The sequence below is a fragment of the Streptomyces sp. D2-8 genome (assembly GCF_023184515.1).
In the GTDB taxonomy this organism is placed as follows: domain Bacteria; phylum Actinomycetota; class Actinomycetes; order Streptomycetales; family Streptomycetaceae; genus Streptomyces.
In genome coordinates, this window is sequence record NZ_JAAHBP010000012.1 from 95,903 (window position 1) to 117,223 (window position 21,321).

Sequence of the window (21,321 nt, forward strand, 5' to 3'; positions counted from 1 at the left end):
CGGTGGGTATAGGCGACTTCCTCAGCGACATCACGCCCGACTCGGTCGAGAACGCGGTCGAGGACGGTGTCGAGTGGGCCGGCAACCGGGTCGAGGACGCCGGGAACTGGACCGCCGACCGGCTGCAGGACGTCGGCTGGGAGTCCGGTGCTGACTGGGTGCGCGAGCAGTCCCGTTCGGTCGCCAACCGCATGGGCGCCGAGGTCGACGAGATGGACCTCGGGCAGACCGAGGACAAGACCAGGCTGATCTACGGCAGCGCAAGCAAGATCAACGCCACCGCCGACAAACTCCGGGCCTTCCAGACCGCCTTCGACGACGCCGGTGACGGTCTCAAGGGCCTGGACTCCTCCCGGCTCAAGGGCGAGACGGCCGACGCGCTGCGCACCGCGGTGAGCACCCAGCCGCCCAAGTGGTACGCCGCCGCCGACGCCTGTGCGAAGGCGCTCGGCGCGCTCGACGCGTTCGCCGGCACGATCACCTGGGCGCAGGCACAGGCGCAGACGGCGATCGACAAGTGGAAGGAGGGTGTCAAAGCCTCCGAGGACGCCGCAGAGGCCCACCGCAAGAAGGTCGACGACTTCAACAGCGCGGTCGATCGCTACAACGCCCTGCCCGCCGACAAGCGCGATCCGGGCTCGCTCCCGCCCAGGCCCGCGGCGACGTTCGAGGACCCCGGCAAGAAACTGATGCAGGAGGCCCAGGACATCCTCGCCGAGGCGCGCAAGCAGCGGAACTCGGCGGCGGAGACCGCGCGCACGGCGGTGCGCGCCGCCCGCGACATGGCCCCGCAGAAGCCCTCCTACGCCGAGCAACTGGCCGGTGGGTTCCAGGAGTTCCAGATCATGGGCGACCATGTCGGCGGCGGCATCATCAAGGGCACGGCGGGCATCCTCAACTTCGTCCGCAGCGTCAACCCCGTCGACCCGTACAACATCACGCACCCGGCCGAGTACGCCACCTCCCTCAACAGCCTCGCCGCCGGACTGATCGTCGCCGCCAACGACCCGGTCGGCACCGGCAAGCAGATGGTCAGCGACTTCATGAAGGACCCGGCCGAGGGCTTCGGCAGGCTGATTCCCGACCTCGCGCTGACCGCCGCCACGGGTGGCGGTGGCGCCGCGGTGAAGGGCATCCGCATCGCCGGGGAGGCCGCCGACGCCGCACGGGTGCGCAAGCTGGTCGACGACGCCCCCGACGGCACCCACAACCGCCCCGACGGCGAGCGCACCACCGACGGCACCGACCCCGTCGACCTCGCTTCGGGCCGGATGTTCCTGCCCCAGACCGACCTCGAGATACCCGGCATCCTGCCCCTGGTCTTCACCCGCCGCACCGAGTCCGGCTGCACGGCCGGCCGCTTCCTCGGCCCCTCCTGGACGTCCACCGTCGACGAACATCTGCGCATCGACGCCATCGGAGTCGTCCACGTCACTGCCGACGGGCTCCTGATCCCGTACCCGCACCCGGTCCCCGGCGCGCCCACCACCCCGTCATCGGGCAGAGCCCGCACCCTGCTGGCCCGCGACGCCAACGGCGACTACACCGTCACCGACCCCGACAGCGGCCTGACCTTCCACTTCACCGCCCCGCCCGGCAGCGAACCCGGCGACGACGGAACCGCCTGGCTGTCATCTGTCACCGACCGCAACGCCCACACGATCACCCTCGACCGCACCGACGACGGCCTGCCCCTGGCCCTCGTCCACTCGGCCGGTCACCAGGTGAAGCTGGCCACCGCCGACGGCCGGATCACCGCACTTTCCCTGGCCGGCGCCGGTGAGGGCGGCGCGGACCTGCCCCTGATGAACTACGGCTACCAGGACGGCAACCTCACCACGGTCACCAAACCGTCCGGTGCCACCACCACCTTCGTCTACGACGACCGCCGCCGCGTCATCGCCTGGATCGACTCCAACAACAGCCGCTACGACTACATCTACGACGACCGCGACCGCGTCGTGGCCGAGGGCGGCGAGGCCGGCCACGTCCAGATCACCCTCACCTACACCGAACCGGACCCCCAGACAGGCCACCGCACCACAACGCTCACCACCGCCGCCGGGCACGCGACCCGCCACGTGTTCGGCCCCGGCTGCCGCCTCCTGGCCGTCACCGACCCGCTCGGCCAAACCACCCGGTTCACCTACGACGCACTCGGCAACCTCCGGACCCGCACCGACCCTCTGGGCCTCACCACGGCGTTCTCCTACGACGAGGACAGCCGGGTCGTCTCCGCCACCCGCCCCGACGGAAGCGAACTGCGCACCGTGCGCGGCCGGTTCGGCCTGCCGGTGGAGGTCGTCGGGCCGGACGGCGCCCGTATGGTGCATGAGTTCGACGAGCGGGGAAACCGCACGGCGGTCACCGACCCGGCCGGCTCCACCACCCGCTACACCTATGACCACGCCGGCCGGCTCACCTCGGTCACCGACGCCCTGGGAGCCACGACACGCGTGGCGTGCGACGCCGCAGGGCTGCCCGTGGAGGTGACCGATCCCGGCGGCGCCGTCACCCGCACGGAGCGGGACGGCCTCGGAAGGCCGGTCCGCATCACCGATCCGGTGGGCGGTGTCACCCACCTGGAGTGGCACGCCGACGGGCAGCTCTCCCGGCGCACCGGCCCCGACGGCGCCACCGAGTCGTGGACCTACGACGGCGAGGGCAACCTGCTCACCCACACCGACGCGTCCGGTGGCGTCTCCCGCTTCGAGTACACCCACTTCGACCTTCCGGTCGCCCACACCCGGCCCGACGGCGCCCGCTACGAGTTCGAGCACGACGCCGAGCTGCGCCTCACCCGCGTCATCAACCCGCAGGGGCTGACCTGGACCTACGACTACGACGCCGCCGGCGACATCGTCTCGGAGACCGACTTCGACGGCCGCACCCTCACCTACCGGGTGGACGCCGCGGGCCGGCTCGCCGCCCGCACCGACGCTCTCGGCAGGACCATCTCGTTCGAGCGCGACCAGCTCGGCCAGGTGGTCCGCAAGGACGTCGACGGCCAGGTGACGGCCTACGCCTACGACAGGGCAGGACGCCTGCTGGAGGCAGCCGGACCGGACAGCGAACTCCGCTACCAGTACGACCGACGCGGACTCACCAAGACGGAACTGGTCGACGGCCGTCCTCTCTCATACGCGTACGACGCCCTGGGCCGCCGTACGCGCCGCACCACGCCCACCGGTCACGTCACCTCCTACTCTTACGGCGCCGACGGACAACCCCACCGCGTGACCAGCGGCGGTCACCGAATCGACTTCACACACGACGCCGCCGGCCGGGAACTCGTCCGCGTCTTCGGCGACACGATCACCGTGTCCTCCGCCTGGGACGAGGCCGGACGGCTCTCCGCGCAGCACATCACCGCCGGCGGGCACAACGTCAACAGCCGCGCCTACTCCTACCGTGCCGACGGTTATCTGACCTCCGTAGCGGACCGGCTGTCGGGCACCCGCACCTTCGACCTCGACCGGGCGGGCCGGGTCACCGCCGTCCACGCCCAGGGCTGGACGGAGCGGTACGCCTACGACGACGCCGGCAACCAGACCTCGGCATCCTGGCCGTCCCGCCACCCCGGCAGCGAGGCCACCGGACCGCGCGCCTACACCGGCACCACCCTCACCCGCGCCGGAGACGTCCGCTTCGAGTACGACGCCCTCGGCCGGGTCACCCTGCGGCAGAAGACCCGCCTCTCCCGCAAGCCGGACACCTGGCACTACGAGTGGGACACGGAGAATCGCCTCACCTCCGTGACCACCCCCGACGGAACGCGGTGGAGGTACCGCTACGACCCGCTCGGCCGCCGCACCGCGAAACAGCGCCTGGCGGCCGACGGCGACAGCGTGGCGGAGGAGGTCCGCTTCACCTGGGACGGCCTCACCCTGTGCGAACAGACCAGCCACCAGCCGGACGTCCCGAACACGGTCGCCCTCACCTGGGACCACCGGGACGTCGTCCCCCTGGCCCAGACCGAGCGCATCCTCACGGCCGACGACCGCCAGGAGGAGATCGACCGCCGGTTCTTCGCCATCGCCACCGACCTCATCGGCACGCCGACCGAACTGATCGACGAGACGGGCGACATTGCGTGGCGTACCCGGAGCACGCTCTGGGGCACCACGGCCTGGTCCCGGGACAGCAACACCTACACCCCCCTCCGCTTCCCCGGCCAGTACTACGACCCCGAAACCGGCCTCCACTACAACTACTTCCGCCACTACGACCCCGAAACCGGCCGCTACACCTCCCCCGACCCCCTCGGCCTCGCTCCCGCCCCGAACCCCGTCACATACGTGGACAACCCGCACAGCGGGTGCGACCCGCTGGGCCTCATGCCCAAGTACACGAAGGAGGAGAAGGCCCAGAAGCGGATCGACAAGATTGTGGACGAGGTCCTCGCGAGGGCACAGAACGGCGAGCTCAAGAAGCACGCCGACTACCACGGGGACACGACGCACGGCTTCACCGACGAACGGGTCCTGGAGATCCTGAAGAATCCCGATGCCGTGTACCAGTCACAGGGCCAGTCAGGGAACTTCCTCTTCCGCAAGGACAATGACATCGCCGTGGTCTACGGGCCCGGCGCCAAGCAGGGCCAGGCCATCACGGCGTACGGAGAGTCGGGTATCAAGGGTGACTCCGGCGCGAAGGCGCTCGGCGGCAGTCCGTCGGACCCCGGCAAGCCGGTCACCCACGAGGACGTCGTGGAGGGCAGGATTCCCGGCAAGTTCGGCAACCTGGCCCCAGGAGTGCAGATCAGATGAGGCAGGAATGACCACGAAACTGTCGTTTGACGGCGACTGGCGCGCAACAGTGACGGACGATCCGCTGCACATCACTCCCCGTTTCACCGGCGACTCCGTGGATCTCGCGCGGTACGCGGACGTGAGCGAGCGTGAGCGGTTGCTCGCGGACACCTTCGGCAGCCAGCACTGGCTGTGGGACACGCCGGACGTCTTCCGGTTCGCCCCGGACAGCCGGAAGCTGGTCGGGGCCGAACTCCAGCTGCCGTACGTGTACGCCGCCGCCGAGACCTCCACCCGCCTTCCCGTCATGCCCGCCGTACGCCCGGGCGGGCTCCGCGCGGACGAGGTCAAGGACTTCCGGCACGAGATGTGCACGGTGCTGTGCCGCGCTCCCGGCGATGCCGTGCTGACCTGCCTGCGCGACCTCGACGTCCTCGACGAACCGCTGGAAGCCGGCATCGGCATTGCCCCCGACGTGGCGCTCCTCGTCCAGCACGGCACCGTCGTCGGCTGGAGCCTCACCGACCCCGCGCGCTACCTGACCACCAGCTTCGCCGCCCCCGACCCGGCTCCCCCCGTCCCGGCCACCCGCCGCCTGCTCACCGAATGCCTGGACCTGGTCACCACGCCAGTGGTCGACGACCTGGTCGACGGTGAACCGGCCGCCCTGGCCCGCCTCCAGGCCGCCGACAAGGCCCTGCGCGAACAACGCCAGGACCGGCACCGGGCCGACGCCCTGCTCGAGCTGATCGCCACCTACGTGGAGGACTACGGGAACTGGTGAACGAGGACGAAGACCAAGGAACCGGGGGGGATGGGTGCGGCGGTCTGTGCGGATCGACGGGCGGGCGCCGACCATGGCACTGCGGCAAGGTCCTGACGGCGTACGACCCGTCGGGCATGAGGAGTAACTCTGGCGCCACGGCGCTGGCAGCCTCCCCACCGCTCCCCATTCCGGCTTAGACCGGCTGCACGGCTCCCGCTGTGCAGATTCGATAAGGCGGCAGTCACCATGAGACTCACCCTCGACGACAACTGGACCGCTACGGTGACGGACGATCCACTGCGCAGCACCCCGCACTTCGACTTCCCGGGCCAGTGTGTACGCATCGCGGAGTACGCGGACGTGACGGAATGGCAGCGGTTCCTCGTGGAGACCTTCGGCAGCCGGGAGTGGCTGTGGGACGCTCCCGACGAGCTCCGGTTCGACCAGGCCGACCGGGCACTGGTCGGCGCCGGGTTCCGGTTGCCCTATGAGGCCGCCGATGCCGAGGACTCCGCCCGCCTTCCCGCCACCCCCCGTCCGCCCGGGCGGCCTTCGCGCTGACGAAGCCCGGGACTTCCGCCTGGAGGTAACCACGGAGCTCTGCCGCGCCCCCCGGAGACACCGCGCTCACCTGCCTACGCGACCTCGACGTCCTGGACGAGCCGCAGGAGGCCCACATCGGCATCGCCTCCGACGTGGCGCTCCTCGTCCAGCACGGCACCGTCGTCGGCTGGAGCCTCACCTACCCCGCGCGCTACCTGACCACCGGCTTCGCCACCCCCGAAGGGGTCGTCTCCCAAGTCGGCCAGGCCATCACGGCGTTCGGGCCGTCGAGGATCAGGGGCGGCGGCTCCGGTGTGACGGCAATCGGCCCCAAGCCCGGGGTCCGATCATCACCGGTTCTACGAAGGCGGCTGAATGCCGTGGGGTCCGACGAAAGGTCAGGGTTCATGAACGACCGGCAGGCACCGGAGTGGCTGGACACCCTTGGGCGCTGCGGGCTTGAGGTGACGGGGAAGGCGGCATCTGACAGCCCACTTGTGAACGCCGCCATCTATGCGGTCAGCGGATTCGAGGGGGAGCCGGTCACCGCAATCCTCGCCGCCACCCCCCACGCCGCCGACGGACTGGACGAGGCGTGGCATCGCCATGCTGCGCAAGCTTCGCTCTACGGGGAGAACGGAGAGTTCCTCATCCTCCCACCCGTACCTGGCGGGAGCCAGGTCGGCTGGGTGCGTGTAAAAGACCCGGTCGGCAAGAACCTCCCCTCCCGAATCTGCGCGGCGACGGGTTCCCCCGAGTTCATGGCCGTTTCAGTTGACGGCCGCCACCTGTGTGCCGCCTCGGTCGAAGAATCCGAATACTGGGTCGTAGTGCACGAATTCTGAGGTCCGATAAGCTTCACGAGCCCCATTTCCCGGTCGGTTTGAGTGATGCGTTCGGTCAGCGCGCTGGGTCAGGGCCCGGTAGACCTTTCGAGCCACGAATCGTTTGAGGCAGCGCATGATGTCCTTCTTGTTCATCCCTTGCTTGGCGCGGCGTTCGACCTAGGTGCGGGCGCGTTCGTCGAAGCGAATGCGGGTGAGCACGATGGATTGCAGGGCATTGTTGGCGGCCCGGTCGCCGCCGCGGTTGAGGCGGCGGCGGTGCTACGTCCGGACGTGGCCGGCGTCGGCGCGACCCCGGCCACGTGCGCGAACACGGCTTCCGAGCGCATCCGGTGGAAGGCATCGAGCAGGCTCGAAGGCGATCAGCCGGCCGGCCAGCTGTTCCAGTGCTTCGCCGCGGAACCCTCCCCGCGGCGGGAGCCTTCTTCGGCGACCCTGTCGATAATGTGCCGGGGCCCATGGCGGGCTTGACGATCGTCACCTGCTCGTCCGCGAAGCCCTCCACACAGCCCAGGTGGGTGCGCAGGACGGCGTCGGTGAAGCGAACCATCTCCTTCACCAGACGAGGCGGGGTGTAGTACGTGCCGGGGCGTTTACGCAGCTCGCGGTCGTATTGCCTGGAGGAGATCCTCGTAGAGAGCACGTGCACGGAGAACAGGGCCGTGGGAGCTGGGAGCATCGTGACGCCCCGGCAGATGTACACCGCGAGGAGACGACCGCAAAGGCTTGGTCGAGAACGTCCTCGGCCAAGCCGCGCTTGGGCCCGGCACTCGCTTGGGCCGGATTGTGACCGACCAGGGAGGCAGGAATTCCCGATGGCTGGAATTCCCCAGCCATGCGACCGGCCCAGAGCCCCGAGACGAGCGTCATCCGAGCGTCAAGAAGCTTCCAACCAAGTCGCGAGGGTGTCGCCGATGCGTACGCCTCCCCCACGAAGTCGCAGGTCGCAGCCTTCACAGGGCGTCCCGCCCGCTCGACCCGCTACACGGAGGGAAACAGGTCGAGCGACCACAACGCGCCGCAAAAGCGCAGGTCAGGCACCCTTCGCGATCGGTTCCAGAATCGCCACACACTCCACATGCGACGTCATCGGAAACATGTCACCGCAGCTGGGAAACGAAAAAGTGCAGGTCAGACGTGATTTCTCGAGTCTGGCAGGGGACGTCGGGCGCTCGGGGCGTCATATGAGCGTCACGGCTCCCGTTCGACCAAGCCGTTCCACGGACTGGCCGACTGTCGCCCGACGTATCCGGACGCACGAGACAGCCGGGCATCGGCAACGTGCTGTCATGGCGCGGCACCCGCCCCTGCGCCCTCTCGCACCGCGCGCGGCGGCGGGGCACATTCCGCGACGTCACCTGCTTCAGTTCGGCAGGGGCACCCACCGGCGCCCGCGCGGACCGCGGGCGCCGGTGGGTCGCGACGGACTGAACAAGCCCGCAGGACGTAGGTGTTCGGGGCCACGACGTTCACCTCGGCGGCACCGAACAGGCCGTTGCCAGCCGACTGCATCGCCAGTAGCCCGGGCTCGGCGGCCGCGGCGGAGGCACCGTTTCCGGCGGCGAGCGGCGCCCGCCGGAGCGGCGCCCGCCGGGTGTCCGCCTCCGTCCCTGACGCCCTGCCGGCGGCCTCCGCGCCGGCCCCTCCTGCCGAGCGATCGTTGAGGCAGAAGGGTGACGGCCGGAACAGCCAGGAGCCGTGGCGCGTGCCGGGCGTCGGCCTGGCCTTCCGGTAGTGCGCGGAAGCTACGGGAGGGTCGGGACCGTCGGCGGCTTCGCCGTGCCCGGGACGTAGTCGAAGTTGGGCGTGAGCGTGCCGAAGAGGCTGCCGGCGCGCGGGGCTGTGGCTCCGGTGGCGGCCGCGAAGAGGTTTGCGGCTTGCTGGGTGACGTAGAACGGGGCCTTCTTGATGCGGAAGCCCGTGGCGCTCGGGCGGGCGCCGGCCATGACCTCGCCATAGGTGGACTCGGCGATCACTACTTCCTCAAGGAGCGCCTTGCCGTCGATCGACACGCCTGCGGAGTAGGCGGGCGTCGGCATGACGCGGATGAACGTGGACTTGAGGGTGATCGTCTTGCCGGATCCTTGGTGCTGGATCTTGAGGCCGCCGGGGTAGAAGATACGGCCCTTGGAGTCGAGGCCGTCACCGGCCGTCGAACCGATCGGCATGCTGAAGCCCCGGCCGTCGGCGTCCATGACGAACGGGCTGATGGCCTCCATGGTGATGCCCTCGCGCTCCATCCAGGCGAGAGTCTCGTCACCGATCTCCACCTGCGCATCGCCCCAGGGGGAGATGTAGGCGCCCGGCAGCGGCTCGGCGGCGGCTGCCGTCCTGGTGGCGCTGGTCGACTGCTGGGCGGCCGCTCCGGGCGAGGCCAGGCCGAGCGGTACGGAGAGCGCGGCCACGGCGGCGAGGACGGTGAGACGGCGGAGTGCGTGCATGCGCATAAGCGTTTCCAGTCTGTGAGGGGGGTGAAGGCGTCGGAGTCCTTCCTGGATAGGCCCAACAGTGGGGTGAAGAGGCCCAGTTCGACGTCGAGGCAACGACGCGGAGGAAGATCGACGCAGCGGCGAGTATGCCCATGGATGCATGGCTTTGCGACCGTGAGGGCGGGCTTGTTAGCCCGTCCGGGCGAAAAGAGTCCCGCGACGAGTGGTCTGCGATGAGTAACGGTCGCGCCAAGATCACATGCGCTGTTGGCTGGAGCGCCCCCCACCCACAGCCCTGGAGACACGCGTGCCGGGAACCCCCCAAACATCTGGAATCAACCCACTGTCCCGTCGGCGGCTCGCTGTCCTGGCCGCCACCACTGCCGCATTCACCGCCGCTGCCCTGTCCGGGCAGTTCACGGGCACCAGCGAGGCGGGCGGGCACATCGACGCCCCGTCGACCGTTCTCGACTCCCCGGCGGACCTGACCGACGTGTATGCCTTCACCAGCCCGGACAACGCGGACATGGTCACGCTCATCGCGAACGTCCGCCCCTTCCAAGTGCCCGGTACCGCGGCCAACGCGCTGGTGGACTTCCCGTTCGCGACCGGTGCCCGGTACGAGATCCACGCGGACGCCGATGGTGACGGGGCGCCCGACACCACCTACCGCTGGACCTTCCGGGACGAGGACCGCAGGCCGTTCGGGACAGGGCCGAAGGTCGGGCCCCTGCCGGTGAACTCGCTCGACGACCGGTCGCTCGGGGTACGCCAGAAGTACACCCTGGAGAAGGTCAAGGCGGGCGGCGTCAGCCAGACGCTGCTGAAGGACGCGATTGCCTCCCCCACCCACACCGGCCGGGCTCTGATGCCCGACTACGGCAAGTTGCGGACACAGGCGATCCGCCAACTCCCTGGCGGCGGCCGGACCGTGGCCACGCAGGCGGCGGAGTCGTTCAAAGCCGATACCCAGGTCTTCGGCCTGTACACGGTCGGCACCCGCGGCCCGGTACCGGGATGGCTGCCCGATGCCCAGCCACTGTCGGCGCTGAACGTGAACAGCCTGGTCCTGCAAGTGCCCAAGAGCGAGATCGCCCTGAACGGCGACCCGAAGCGCAACCCGGTCGTCGGCGTGTGGGCGTCAGTCTCCCGGCAAGGCGCGAACCTGGAGCGCAGTCTCTCGGCGCAGGCCCCCACCTTCCGGCAGGTCTCCCGGCACGGCATGCCGCACGTCGCGTTCGCGCTGTTCGGCTCCACCATCGGGCTGGCCAGGCCCGGCGGGCCCGAGGACCGGCTTCAGGCCCGCGCACCGAAGGACGACCACCGGGAGAGCGACTTCCTGGCCGCCACCCTCGACCCCGTACCGCCGCACCGGATCGAGAGGGCACAGGGCCGCAAAGCACCGGCGACCCCGCGCCACGACATCCAGGCCCTGTTCATGAAGGGCATCGGTAAGGACAACGGAGCCGCGTTCGGCTTCGACCTCAACACCCACACGATGAACGCCGACGCCGACCCGAGGCGCATCGTGCTCGCCGAGCAACTGCGCCTGAACCTCAGCACCCCCGTCACCACCAGCCCGAAAGCGCACGGTGTCCTCGACGGGGACCTCCAGGGCTTCCCGAACGGGCGGCGACTCAACGACAACATCGACGGGCCGCTGATCCGGATGCTGGAGGGCGAGCCCGCCGGGCCGTCCGCCGCGGGGCTCCTCCCGCAGCCGGTCGTCGGTCTGGAGCCGGCCGACGCCCAGACCGTCTTCCCGTACCTCAACCTCCCGCACGCGGGCCCGTGAGGCGTCTGATCACCGCCGTGGGCGCGGCGGCGGCCGCGGCCGGGTGCGTGGCGGGACTTCTGTATCTCGGTCCTGACACCTCCCGGCCCCAGGCCACCGCCGCGCCCGCGGGCGCCCACAGCGCCGGCATCAGCCCTGTCGTAGCAGCCCGCAAGGCGACAGAGGCATACCCCGACGACCCGGCCGCCTGGGCCGGCCTGGCCCGCGCCGAAATCGAACAGGCCCGCACCTCCCTCGACGCGGGCCGGCTCGACGCCGCCGAGAGGGCCCTACGCCGCTCCCTAGCCCTCGACGCCACGGACAACTACGGGGCCGTGGCTGGGCGGGGGTTGCTCGCCAACGCCCGGCACGAGTTCGCGAAGGGGCGCGAGTACGGGCTGCGCGCCACCCGGATGGCACCAGACCGGCCGGACGGGTACGCCGTGCTGGCGGACGCCGAGATCCAGCTCGGGCACTATCCACAGGCGCGGGCAGCCGTACAGCGGATGCTCGACATCGCTCCGGCCACGGCCGCCTACAGCAGAGCCGCCTACGACCTGGAGACCAGCGGAAGGCCCGAGGACGCCGCCATCGCGCTCCAGCGAGCCGTGGACAGCGCGGTCACCCAGGACGAACGGGGCTTCGCCGAAGCCCGTTTGGGCGACCTGGCCTGGTCCCGGGGCAAGGTGGACCAGGCGGAAAGGCACTACCGGCGCGCCCTTGCCGCTGTACCGGACCATCCGTACGGGCAGGCCGGAATCGCCCGGGTGGCCGCCGCACGGGGGCAGACCGGCAGGGCACTCGGCCTGTACACGCGGCTCGTCGAGCGGACGCCGATGCCGCAGTTCCTGCTGGAAACGCTGGAGCTTCGACGTGCGACCGGGGACGCCCGCCAGGGGAGCGAGCGAGCCGCCTTGTCGGCGCAGGTACGGATGGTCCGCGCGGACGTCGGTCCCGTCGACCCACATCTCATCCTCTATGCGGCTGATCACGGCGACCCGAAGGTCGCGGTGGAACTCGGGCGCAGGGAGTGGAAGCACGCTCGGAGCGTCATCGTCGCCGATGCACTCGGGTGGGCGCTGCACCGCGCGGGGCAGGACACCGAGGCCCTCACCTACGCACGCCGGGCAGCCGCAACCGGCTGGAAGAACGCGCTGTTCCGCTACCACCGGGGCGCCATCGAGCAGGCACTCGCGATGCCCGAAGGATCACGTCATCTGAGCGAGGCCGACGCCTTGAACCCACACCTCTCCCTGTATCGACCCGACGGAGACAGGTAGTCGATGAAGCTTCCATGCCGCGCGGCAGTCGTCGCGGCGCCCCTGCTCGTGCTGTTCGGCCTGAGCCCCGCATCGACGGCTCAAGCCCACCCGCTGGGTAACTTCAGCGTCAACCACTACGACGGACTGCGTTTGTCGCACGACCGGATCGAGGACACCGCAGTCGTCGACAGTGCGGAGATCCCCACCGCACAGGACGAGGAAGCGACGGACACCGACCGCGACGGGGCGATCTCACCAGCCGAAGCGACGGACCGGGCAGCCGAGCGATGTGCCCAACTCGCCGACCGCACCCGCATTTCGGTGGGCGGCGAGCCCCTCGCCTGGAAGGTGGGCCACTCCACCCTGACGTACGGGAAAGGGTCTGCGGGAGTCCCCGTCGCCCGGCTGACCTGCATTCTGCGGGCTGGCGCAGATCTCTCCCGGCCCGCCGACGTTGCGTTCGCCTCGGGGGCGGATGTGGCACGGACCGGCTGGAAGGAGATCACCGCTGTCCCGGGCGACCGCGTACGGCTGGCCGGTTCGTCGGTTCCCTCGAAGAGCCCGAGCGATGTGCTGCGCCACTACCCGCGGGACGGGGACGAGCAGCCGCTCGATGTGGTCAAGGCGGAGCTGCGTACGCAACCGGGGGCGGGCTGGGCCGCCCCGGGGGCCCCCGGGCCGGCAAAACCGGACGAGGTACGGGCAGTTCAGGCTGCGGACCGCGGCACCGTGCTCTTTCCGGCGCTGGAGCACCGGCTCACCGGCCTGACCGCGGGCCGGGACCTCACTCTGCCGGTGGGTCTCCTCGCCGTCCTGCTGACACTGCTCCTGGGCGCGGGCCACGCGGCACTGCCCGGACACGCCAAACTCGCCGTCGCCGCCTGCCTGGCCCGCCGGCAAGGTGGCCTCCGCGCCGCTCTCGCGGTCGGGACGACGGTCACGGCCACCCACACCGCAGGGGTCCTGGCCGTGGGCCTGATCCTTACCGCGGGCGGCGGATTCGTCGGGGAGCAACTGCTGGGATGGCTGGGGGCGATCAGCGGTGCGGTGATCGCGGTACTGGGGATGGTGCTGACGGTGACGGCGGTACGGGCCTTGCGGGCGGGACGGCCCCCGGCACGCTGGCACCACGGACACAGCCATGGGCACACACACAGCGAGACACGGGAACACACTCACGCGCATGGTCACCCCCACGGTCATGAAGACCGGCACGGGACCGGACACTCTCACGGCCATGGCGACCACGCGCACGAGACCGACTCCCGTGCGGGGAAGATGCCGCGCCGCACCGGCCTCCCCGCGCTCCTCGGCGTAGGGCTCGCGGCTGGTCTGGTGCCCAGCCCGTCGGCCCTCGTCGTCCTGCTGGGCGCCATCGCACTGAGCCGGACATTCTTCGGCGTCCTGCTCGTCGTCGGCTACGGCCTCGGCATGGCCCTCACTCTGACTGCCGCCGGCCTGTTGCTCTCCGGCGGCGGAAGCAGATTCGCCGCACTTGGTGAACGCCGCCTGCCCTCCCTGCGCCGATACACCCGCTACGCGACGGTTCTCACCGCTCTCGCCGTCCTCACCGTAGGCATCAGCCTCACGTTGCGAAGCCTGCTCGCACTCTGAACCCCAAAGAAGTGCAGGACGGAGAGCCGTACCTGGAATCCCACGCGCCTTCCCGGCAGCTCAGCTTGAGGCCCCCCACCACTCGAAAGTCATCCGCTCTGCTGAGACCACCACATCCAAGGGCACGTGACGCGGCCGTGCTCCCTGGAGCGTCCCACCGAAAACCGCCACGGGCGGACCGCTCTCGCGGCGACGTCAGCAACTGGGTGCACCCCGACGCACCCACCGTCTGCCGGCTCGGTCCTCTCGGTAGCCATCGCTCGATCTCCGGCCATCGCACTTGCCAACAGAATCGTGCCTCTGCGCCGGGCCCCATCTGAGCGTCACTCGAGCGTCAAGAAGTACGAACAGCATCCGACACCGGCGGTCGGGTGACAGCCGCCGCACTCTGAAACCGCAGGTCAGCGACTTGCAGTAGTGAGGCTGTTCGCTCGACCCGCTTCGCGGAGGGAAACAGGTCGAGCCAACCACTCGGGACATAAAAACCGCAGGTCAGGCGGCCTTGTCCGCAGGCTCCAAAATCGCCACGCACTCCACATGGTGCGTCATCGGAAACATGTGACTACGTGCCGAGTTGGGAGAACATGCAGGTCAGACGCGGTTGTTTCGATCTCGCCAGCAGCCTGTCGGGGCCCCGAGCGTCAAATGAGCGTCACGGCCGCTGCGGGCCTGGCCGCTGCCGGACCACGCGACCTCATCGGGCGCTCATAGTGCAAGGACCCCTAAAGCGCCGAGGCCAACCCGGATAGTCCGGCGTTACCGGTCTCGCTCAGCTCGGCCCAGACCGTCTTGCCGTGCCGGGCATGGCGCGTCCCCCAATGCGTGGCGAGCTGGGCGACGAGGAGCAGGCCGCGCCCGCCCTCGTCGAAGGCACGGGCCCGGCGCAGATGAGGGGTGGTGCTGGCTCCGTCGGACACCTCGCACAGGAGGGTGCGGTCGTGGATTAGGCGCAGGCGGATGGGGGGTCTGCCGTAGCGGATGGCATTGGTGACCAGTTCGCTGACCACGAGTTCGGTGGTGAAGCCGAGGTCCTCCAGTCCCCAGGCTGTCAGCTGCCGGGCGACGCTCGACCGGGCCCCGGCCACGGTCGCAGGGTCGGCGTCCAGGTCCCAGGCGGCGATCTGGTCGTCCCCGAGGCTACGGGTGCGAGCTAGTAGCAGGGCGGCGTCATCGTGGGGCCGTTCGGCGGGCAGCAGGGCTTGGAGCACGGTGTCGCAGGCGGTCTCCAGAGAAGCGGAGGGTTGGTTGAGTGCGTGGCGCAGGAGCGCGAGGCCCGTCTCGGCGTCGTGGTCGCGGGCTTCGATCAGGCCGTCGGTGTACAGGGCGAGCAGGCTGCCCTCGGGCAGGTCGACCTCCGCCGCCTCGAACGGCAGGCCGCCCAGGCCCAGCGGCGGGCCGGGCGGCAGATCGAGGAGGTCGACTGTGCCGTCCCGGGTGACCACGACGGGCAGCACGTGCCCCGCGCGAGCCAGCGAGCAGTGTTCGGCCACGGGGTCGTAGACGGCGTACAGGCACGTGGCGCCGATGTCCCCGGCCGCTTCCGTGTCCGGGTCGGCCGAAGCTTCGGCGGCCAGCCGGATGACGACGTCGTCAAGGTGCGTCAGCAGTTCGTCGGGAGGCAGGTCGATGTCGGCGAGAGTGCGGACCGCGGTCCGCAGGCGTCCCATCGTGGCGGCGGCGTGGATGCCGTGGCCGACCACGTCTCCCACCACCAGTGCGACCCGGGCACCGGACAGCGGAATAACGTCGTACCAGTCACCGCCCACGCCGGCCTGGGCACCGGCGGGCAGGTAGCGGCAGGCGACGTCGACGGCGGACTGCTCCGCCGTACGTCGTGGGAGCAGACTGCGCTGCAGGGTGACGGCCGTGGCATGGGCGTGCGTGTAGCGGCGGGCGTTGTCGACGGCCACCGCGGCCCTGGCAGCTATCTCCTGGGCAAGGAGCAGATCCTCGTCCTCGAAGAGGTCGGGGTTGCGGTAACGGGAGAAGTGCGCGACGCCGAGGGTCGTACCGCGGGCGCTCAGGGGCACCACCAGCGTGGAGTGAACGCGAGGGGTGCCGGCGGCGCCGGCCGCGTCCGTCGGCGCCGCCGTATACCGGGAGGGCTGCCCGCCGGCCAGAGCGCGAGCCGATGGCGATTCGTCCGGGCAGGTGTGGAGCTCCTGCACCTGGATCGTCGGCTCCGGCCCGTCTTCCGCCACCGGCGCCTGAGCGACCCTGCGCAGTACCAGCGGGGCCGGTTCCGGAGTGCCGTGCCCGTGGACCACGGAGTCGAGCAGGTCGACGGTGACGACGTCGGCGAAGTGGTCGGTGGCCAGATCCGCGAGTTCCTGGGCGGTGCGGGAAATGTCCAGGGTGGTCCCGATGCGCAGGCCGGCCTCCTTCACCACGGACAGCCGCCACTGCAGGCGACGGTCCCGTTCCTTCTGGAAGTCCAGGACGCCCTGCTCGGCCGCGCGGTCGACGTACCCGGTGGCGATCGCGAGCAGTCGGCGCGACGTCACGCTGATCATTTCGGGGTCGGTGGTCAGCCGGGGCAGCTCCGCGAGAAGTCTGTCGAGGACGACGCCCTCCCCCAGCCGCTGCGCCCGCAGCATCGCGGTGACGGGCGCGCCGTGCCGGACCAGTCGACGGGCGCGGTCCGCGTCGGCCGGGGGCGGGTCCATCTCGCTCGGCTCGACGCCGAGCTCCAGGCCGGCCAGCACGCCGGCAACGTGTTCGACGATCCTCTCGGAGGTCATGCGGGCGAGGTCGGGAGCGTTCCACAGCTCGGGAACGTCACTGCGCAGGCGCCGCGTCACATCCGCGATCAGCTCGTCCGCCCTCGGGGCGAGCTCACGCGCGACACGAGACACGAGATCCTCGGCCGTGAGGTCCACATTTCGACCTTACGCCGAGCGGGGGGCCCGTGAGCGTCAGGCGTCGCCACCCTCCGAGGCGAGATCGCGAAAGCCTCGGTCCCTGGCCGGCACGGGCCGGCCGTCCAACACGATCGGAACCGACTGCTCGACCTTGTACGCGTGCAGGGCGGTGCAATATCGATCTTGACTGAGGACTGCCCGGGTGACGGGAGGCGACTCAAGCAGCGACGACATTCCATCGGTGGCTTTCGCGCCGATGACCAGTACTCCGTGATAGCGCAGGTGAGGGGGATTGTCGTGGGAGACACCCGGTGTGTTGTGGAGAGCCGGGAGCCACGGGGCGAAGACGTGTGAGCGCAGTTCGGCCGCTCCCGACTCGGACAGCGCACGTGCCAGAACGTCATGCACGAAGGAGGCGAAGCCGGCGCGGGACACACCGGCGCGACGCCGGATCAGGACGACCGCTGTGTCAAGCGTCCGGTCGCCGAAACCGCCTGTCCACCAACGCGATGACCCGGGCAGACCGAGGTGACCGAGACTGGTGGAGAAGACGTTCTGCTCGTCGTGGTGGATCTGACGGGCAGCGGGGGAACCCAGCGCCCGCAACGCCCCGCCGAGCGTCAGGCGGAGTTCCGGCATGCCATCGAAGGCCCACTCCTCGGGTATGGCCGTCGCGCACAGGGGACTTCTCGGCCAGAAGCCCCGCGCTGAGCGAGAGAAGTGGCGCTCGACCGTTTCCAGGACGTGTGGGATCCGGGATGCGATGTCACCGTGCTCCATCGCCCAGTAGCGGCTCGCCGTGCTCCGAGGGATGTCCGAGCGGAAGCGCAGCAGCCAACAACCGGTCGTGACGGACTGCAGGTGGGCGGTGTTGACCACGGCCGGTGGGCCGGCGTCCGGGTGGGCACCGTCGGGTGCGGTCGGCACGGGTTACCTCCGGGGCAGGGAAGCGGCGGGTTGACACCGATATAGGCAGAGCCCTCACCGAGCGGCAAACTCTGTTCCGTGACATGGAACAGAAGAGGACGGCCATGGGTCGGGCGTCCGGTTCAGCCCGGGTGTCCAGACGAAACGCTGCCTCCGCCTCCTCGGGCCGGGCACGGTGCGAGGGCAGGCTCAGGAGGAGGAGCGCATCCCGGTGTCGTCGGTGGTGAGCAGCCGGCCTGCCAGCGCCGCTGTCCGGCGCAGCCAGATGTGGGCGGGGTCGCGTTCGTGCAGGGGGTGCCACCACAGGGTCTCGACCAACACGCCCAGTTCGAGGGCTAGATCCATGACGACCGTGCCGCTGTCCTTGCCGAAGTGACGGGTGATCCGTTCGGGCACCAGGCTCAACCGTTCGGTGCCCGCGATGAGATGGGGTACGGCGAGGAAGTCCTCGGTCGTGATCTCGACTCGCGGCTCGATGCCGTGATCGCGCAGGCGGCGCAGCGAGGGGAAGATCACTGTGGGATGGTAGAACGGCAACACCCAGGGACGGTCGGCGAGTTCCCTCATGCTCGTCACACCACCCGGTGAGGCATCGGCCGAGGCGACGCACACCCAGCGGTCCTGGAACAGGTCGAGCGACGGCAGCTGCGCCAGGAGACCCTGCGGGAGCACGACGGCGTCGACTGTGCGCAGATTGTCGTGGGCACGCTGAACGAATGCCTCGGTGCTGTGTCGGAACCGCAGACGCACACCGGGCGCCGTTTCGCTCACCAGGTCGGCCAGAGTCCGCCCGAAGGTGGGCAGTTGGCAGTCAGTCAGCACCAGGGTGAATTCGTGCTCGGCGGTAGCGGGATCGAAGTCCGCCCTCGTCTGGAAGACCCGGTCCGTCCAGTTGAGGGCCTCTGTCGTGTTCTCGGAGAGACGCTCGGCCAGGGGTGTCAGTTCGTAGGCGTTGCCCACCCTGGTCAGAAGCTCGTCGCCGAAGTGGCGCCGCAGTCGGGCCAGAGCCGTGCTCAGGGTGGGCTGGCTCAGGCCGAGCCGCTGGGCCGCTCTCGTCACACTCCGTTCCTGCAGCAGGGCGTCGAGTGACACGAGGAGGTTCAGGTCCAGGCTCATCGGCCCACCTCCGCAGGGCATCGGATATTCCGATACTCAGCATAGGCAACTTCGGCTTCCCCGATACCTGCGAGGCGGACGAGAGTGGCGGTACGGGCTCATCGAGGACCTGAAGGACGAACAGGTTCCCCCGTCCACCCAAAGGATCGGCAATGCCGTCGTTTCGCGTACTGATCGCCGGGGGAGGCATCGGCGGGCTATGTCTGGCCCAGGGCCTGCGCAAGTCCGGTATCGAGTGCACCCTGTTCGAAGCGGCCGGGGGCATCGCGCCCTCCGGCTACCGGCTGCACATGAACAGCGCGGGCGGGCGGGCACTGCAGGAGTGCCTGCCCGAGAACCTCTACGAGCTCTACCTGCGAACCTCCCGCACCACACCACGCCGGGAAGTCTTCGTTCAGCTCGACCACCGAGGCAACGAGTTGGGTGCCCGCCCGCACATCGGCCCGCCAAACGACCCGGTACGGCCCCACACCGCGGTGAACCGGCGCACCCTGCGGCAGATCATGGCCGCTGGTCTGGAGGGCGTGATCCACTTCGGCCGTACCGTCACCGGTTTCGAGCAGGACGGCGACCGAGTGCGGGTCCACCTGGCCGACGGCTCCTCGGCCACCGGCGACATCCTCGTGGCGGCCGACGGCATCAACTCGGTGATCCGACGCCGACTCCTGCCCAAGGTGCCTGTCGTGGACACCCACATCCTGGGCATGTACGCGACCGCGCCGCTCACCGACGACCTGGCCGCCACCCTGCCGGAAGCCCTCTTCGACGGCTTCGCCGCCGCCTCCGGCCCGGACGGAGCGCTGATCGTCTACGGCGTCTACCAACCCCGCCGCCCCATCGCCGAGGCAGCCGCCGAACTGGCGCCGGGCGCCCAAATCGACCCGGTCGACCCGTACATCATGGTCAACCTCGGCATCATCCCCGGCAGTCCCTTCAGCCGCGAGGCCCCGGACCTGTGGAAGGCGTCCGCCGAAGAGCGTCACGAGGTGATGCGCCAGGCTGTCCGGGGCTGGGATCCAGCACTGGCCGAGGCCGTCGCACGCATCGACGCCTCGACTCTCTTCCCCGTGGCCGTACGGCACCTGGAGCCGGCGGACCCCTGGACCACCAGCAGGGTCACGCTGCTCGGCGACGCCATCCACGCCATGCCGCCCACCTTCGGCGCCGGGGCCAACAACGCACTGCGCGACGCCGCCGCTCTGACCCGGGCACTCACGGAGGTGGTACACGGCGACGTTCCCCTGCTCAAGGCCGTCGCGGAGTACGAGGCGGAAATGCGGGCCGAGGTCTTTCCCATCCTGCGCGCCTCCGCCGACCCCCGCGCCTTCGACAGCGACTTCCTGCCGGACGAACTCACCGTCCCCGACCGCGACTGACCGCGGATCCAGCGCACACCGCCCACTCCAAGGAGATTCATCATGCCCGTCGAGGAAGACGTCGAGTTCACCGTGCCCGGAGCGACCCTGAGGGGCAAGCTCTTCCGCCCCAAGAGCAGCGCCGACACCCCCCTCTCGGTCACCGTCCTGCAGGCCGGACTCGGCGGCCCCGCCGAGGCCATGTTCCCCATGGCCCAGGGCTTCACCGACGCCGGACTGGCCTGCCTGATATACGACCACCGCTGCACCGGCTACAGCGGGGGTGAGCCCCGCCAGCTCTTCGACCCTTGGCAGCAGTGCCGCGACCTGCGCCACGTCATCACCCACCTGACACTGCGTGACGACATCAACGCCGACCGCATCGGCCTGTGGGGCATCAGCATCGGAGGCGCCAACTCCCTGTTCACCGCCGCCATGGACCGCCGGATCGCAGCCGTGGTCAGCCTCATCCCGCCGGTCAGCGGCTGGAGCGCCCGGGGGCTCCAGCCCTCCGACACCATGGCCGAACTGGACGCCCTCATCCCGGACGACCGCCAGGCACAGCTGCGCGGTGAGGCCGCCGCCACCATCCGCCTGCACGGCAAGCCCGAGCCGGGCAAGCCGGTAATGTTCAGCGACGAGGAAGGCCTGGAGTTCGTGGAGAACATGATCCACGGCCTGCCCAGCTTCAGCAACGAGATCACCGTCTCCACCCTGGACTACCTGTTCGAGATGGAGGTGCGCGGCTACGCCGAGCGCATCACCGCGCCGCTGCTCATGATCCTCGCTTCAAAGGACACCGTGGCGCCGGCAGAGGAGGCCCGCGAGATGTTCGGGAGGGTTCCCGAGCCCAAAGAACTCATCGAGTACAAGGGCCAGCACTACGAGATCCTCTCGAACCACCTTCCCGAGATCGTCTCCCGCAGCGCAGGGTGGCTCAGCCGGACCCTCAACCGCTGATTGCTTCTCCCCGGGAGCACCACCGCACGGCCCCCGGCCGGGGACACGGCCGGGGGCCGTCACCGTTCAGCCGACCGGAGTGAGCCCCTCCCGCTACATTCTCGAACGGATGCTCGAC

General features: G+C 69.9%; 14 protein-coding genes. 10 read left to right on the forward strand and 4 right to left on the reverse strand.

Annotation, left to right across the window (positions count from 1 at the left end; all coding sequences use genetic code 11):
• Positions 1-2: 2 nt before the first annotated feature.
• The 5 genes from G3I77_RS21755 to G3I77_RS21775 all read left to right on the forward strand — a co-directional run bounded on the left by G3I77_RS21755 (position 3) and on the right by G3I77_RS21775 (position 7,376).
• Positions 3-4,769, forward strand: a complete 4,767-nt coding sequence (locus G3I77_RS21755; RefSeq protein WP_248506254.1) for a putative T7SS-secreted protein — start codon at positions 3-5, stop codon at positions 4,767-4,769.
• Between the two features lie 7 nt (positions 4,770-4,776).
• Entirely contained in the window at positions 4,777-5,535 is a 759-nt protein-coding gene (locus G3I77_RS21760) for a hypothetical protein (protein WP_248506256.1), read from the forward strand.
• Positions 5,536-5,763: 228 nt separating this feature from the next.
• Positions 5,764-6,078 carry a hypothetical protein gene (locus G3I77_RS21765; RefSeq protein WP_248506258.1) on the forward strand — a complete coding sequence of 105 codons (315 nt, stop codon included), beginning with the start codon at positions 5,764-5,766 and terminating at the stop codon, positions 6,076-6,078.
• Between the two features lie 134 nt (positions 6,079-6,212).
• Positions 6,213-6,905: a hypothetical protein gene (locus G3I77_RS21770; protein WP_248506259.1), complete on the forward strand. Its 693-nt coding sequence runs from the start codon at positions 6,213-6,215 to the stop codon at positions 6,903-6,905.
• Positions 6,906-6,950: 45 nt separating this feature from the next.
• Positions 6,951-7,376 carry a hypothetical protein gene (locus tag G3I77_RS21775; protein ID WP_248506260.1) on the forward strand — a complete coding sequence of 142 codons (426 nt, stop codon included), beginning with the start codon at positions 6,951-6,953 and terminating at the stop codon, positions 7,374-7,376.
• Between the two features lie 1,274 nt (positions 7,377-8,650).
• Here G3I77_RS21775 and G3I77_RS21780 read toward each other — a convergent pair.
• Positions 8,651-9,346 carry a hypothetical protein gene (locus G3I77_RS21780; protein WP_248506261.1) on the reverse strand — a complete coding sequence of 232 codons (696 nt, stop codon included), beginning with the start codon at positions 9,344-9,346 and terminating at the stop codon, positions 8,651-8,653.
• A 295-nt stretch (positions 9,347-9,641) separates the two neighbouring features.
• Here G3I77_RS21780 and G3I77_RS21785 point away from each other — a divergent pair, with 295 nt between their 5' ends.
• From G3I77_RS21785 to G3I77_RS21795, 3 genes are read left to right on the forward strand one after another with little or no spacing between them, the layout of a single operon-like run.
• Positions 9,642-11,129, forward strand: coding sequence for a DUF4331 domain-containing protein (locus G3I77_RS21785; RefSeq protein ID WP_248506262.1), 1,488 nt, complete (start codon positions 9,642-9,644; stop codon positions 11,127-11,129).
• A complete protein-coding gene (locus tag G3I77_RS21790) occupies positions 11,126-12,388 on the forward strand; it encodes a tetratricopeptide repeat protein (protein ID WP_248506263.1) in 1,263 nt (420 codons plus the stop codon). Before G3I77_RS21785 ends, G3I77_RS21790 begins: the two co-directional genes overlap by 4 nt.
• Positions 12,389-12,391: 3 nt before the next feature.
• Positions 12,392-13,984, forward strand: a complete 1,593-nt coding sequence (locus G3I77_RS21795) for a nickel transporter (RefSeq protein ID WP_248506264.1) — start codon at positions 12,392-12,394, stop codon at positions 13,982-13,984.
• A 722-nt stretch (positions 13,985-14,706) separates the two neighbouring features.
• Here the strand turns inward: G3I77_RS21795 and G3I77_RS21800 are convergent.
• The 3 genes from G3I77_RS21800 to G3I77_RS21810 form a co-directional block, all read right to left on the reverse strand.
• The gene (locus tag G3I77_RS21800; protein ID WP_248506265.1) at positions 14,707-16,839 is read right to left on the reverse strand and encodes a SpoIIE family protein phosphatase; all 2,133 of its coding nucleotides are present in this window, start codon (positions 16,837-16,839) and stop codon (positions 14,707-14,709) included.
• Between the two features lie 60 nt (positions 16,840-16,899).
• A complete protein-coding gene (locus G3I77_RS21805; protein ID WP_248506267.1) occupies positions 16,900-17,772 on the reverse strand; it encodes a hypothetical protein in 873 nt (290 codons plus the stop codon).
• 189 nt (positions 17,773-17,961) lie between these two features.
• Entirely contained in the window at positions 17,962-18,888 is a 927-nt protein-coding gene (locus tag G3I77_RS21810; protein WP_248506268.1) for a LysR family transcriptional regulator, read from the reverse strand.
• 152 nt (positions 18,889-19,040) lie between these two features.
• Here G3I77_RS21810 and G3I77_RS21815 point away from each other — a divergent pair, with 152 nt between their 5' ends.
• Both G3I77_RS21815 and G3I77_RS21820 read left to right on the forward strand, forming a co-directional pair.
• Positions 19,041-20,264, forward strand: coding sequence for an NAD(P)/FAD-dependent oxidoreductase (locus G3I77_RS21815; RefSeq protein ID WP_248506270.1), 1,224 nt, complete (start codon positions 19,041-19,043; stop codon positions 20,262-20,264).
• Positions 20,265-20,306: 42 nt separating this feature from the next.
• Positions 20,307-21,203, forward strand: coding sequence for an alpha/beta hydrolase (locus tag G3I77_RS21820; RefSeq protein ID WP_248506272.1), 897 nt, complete (start codon positions 20,307-20,309; stop codon positions 21,201-21,203).
• Positions 21,204-21,321 lie beyond the last annotated feature (118 nt).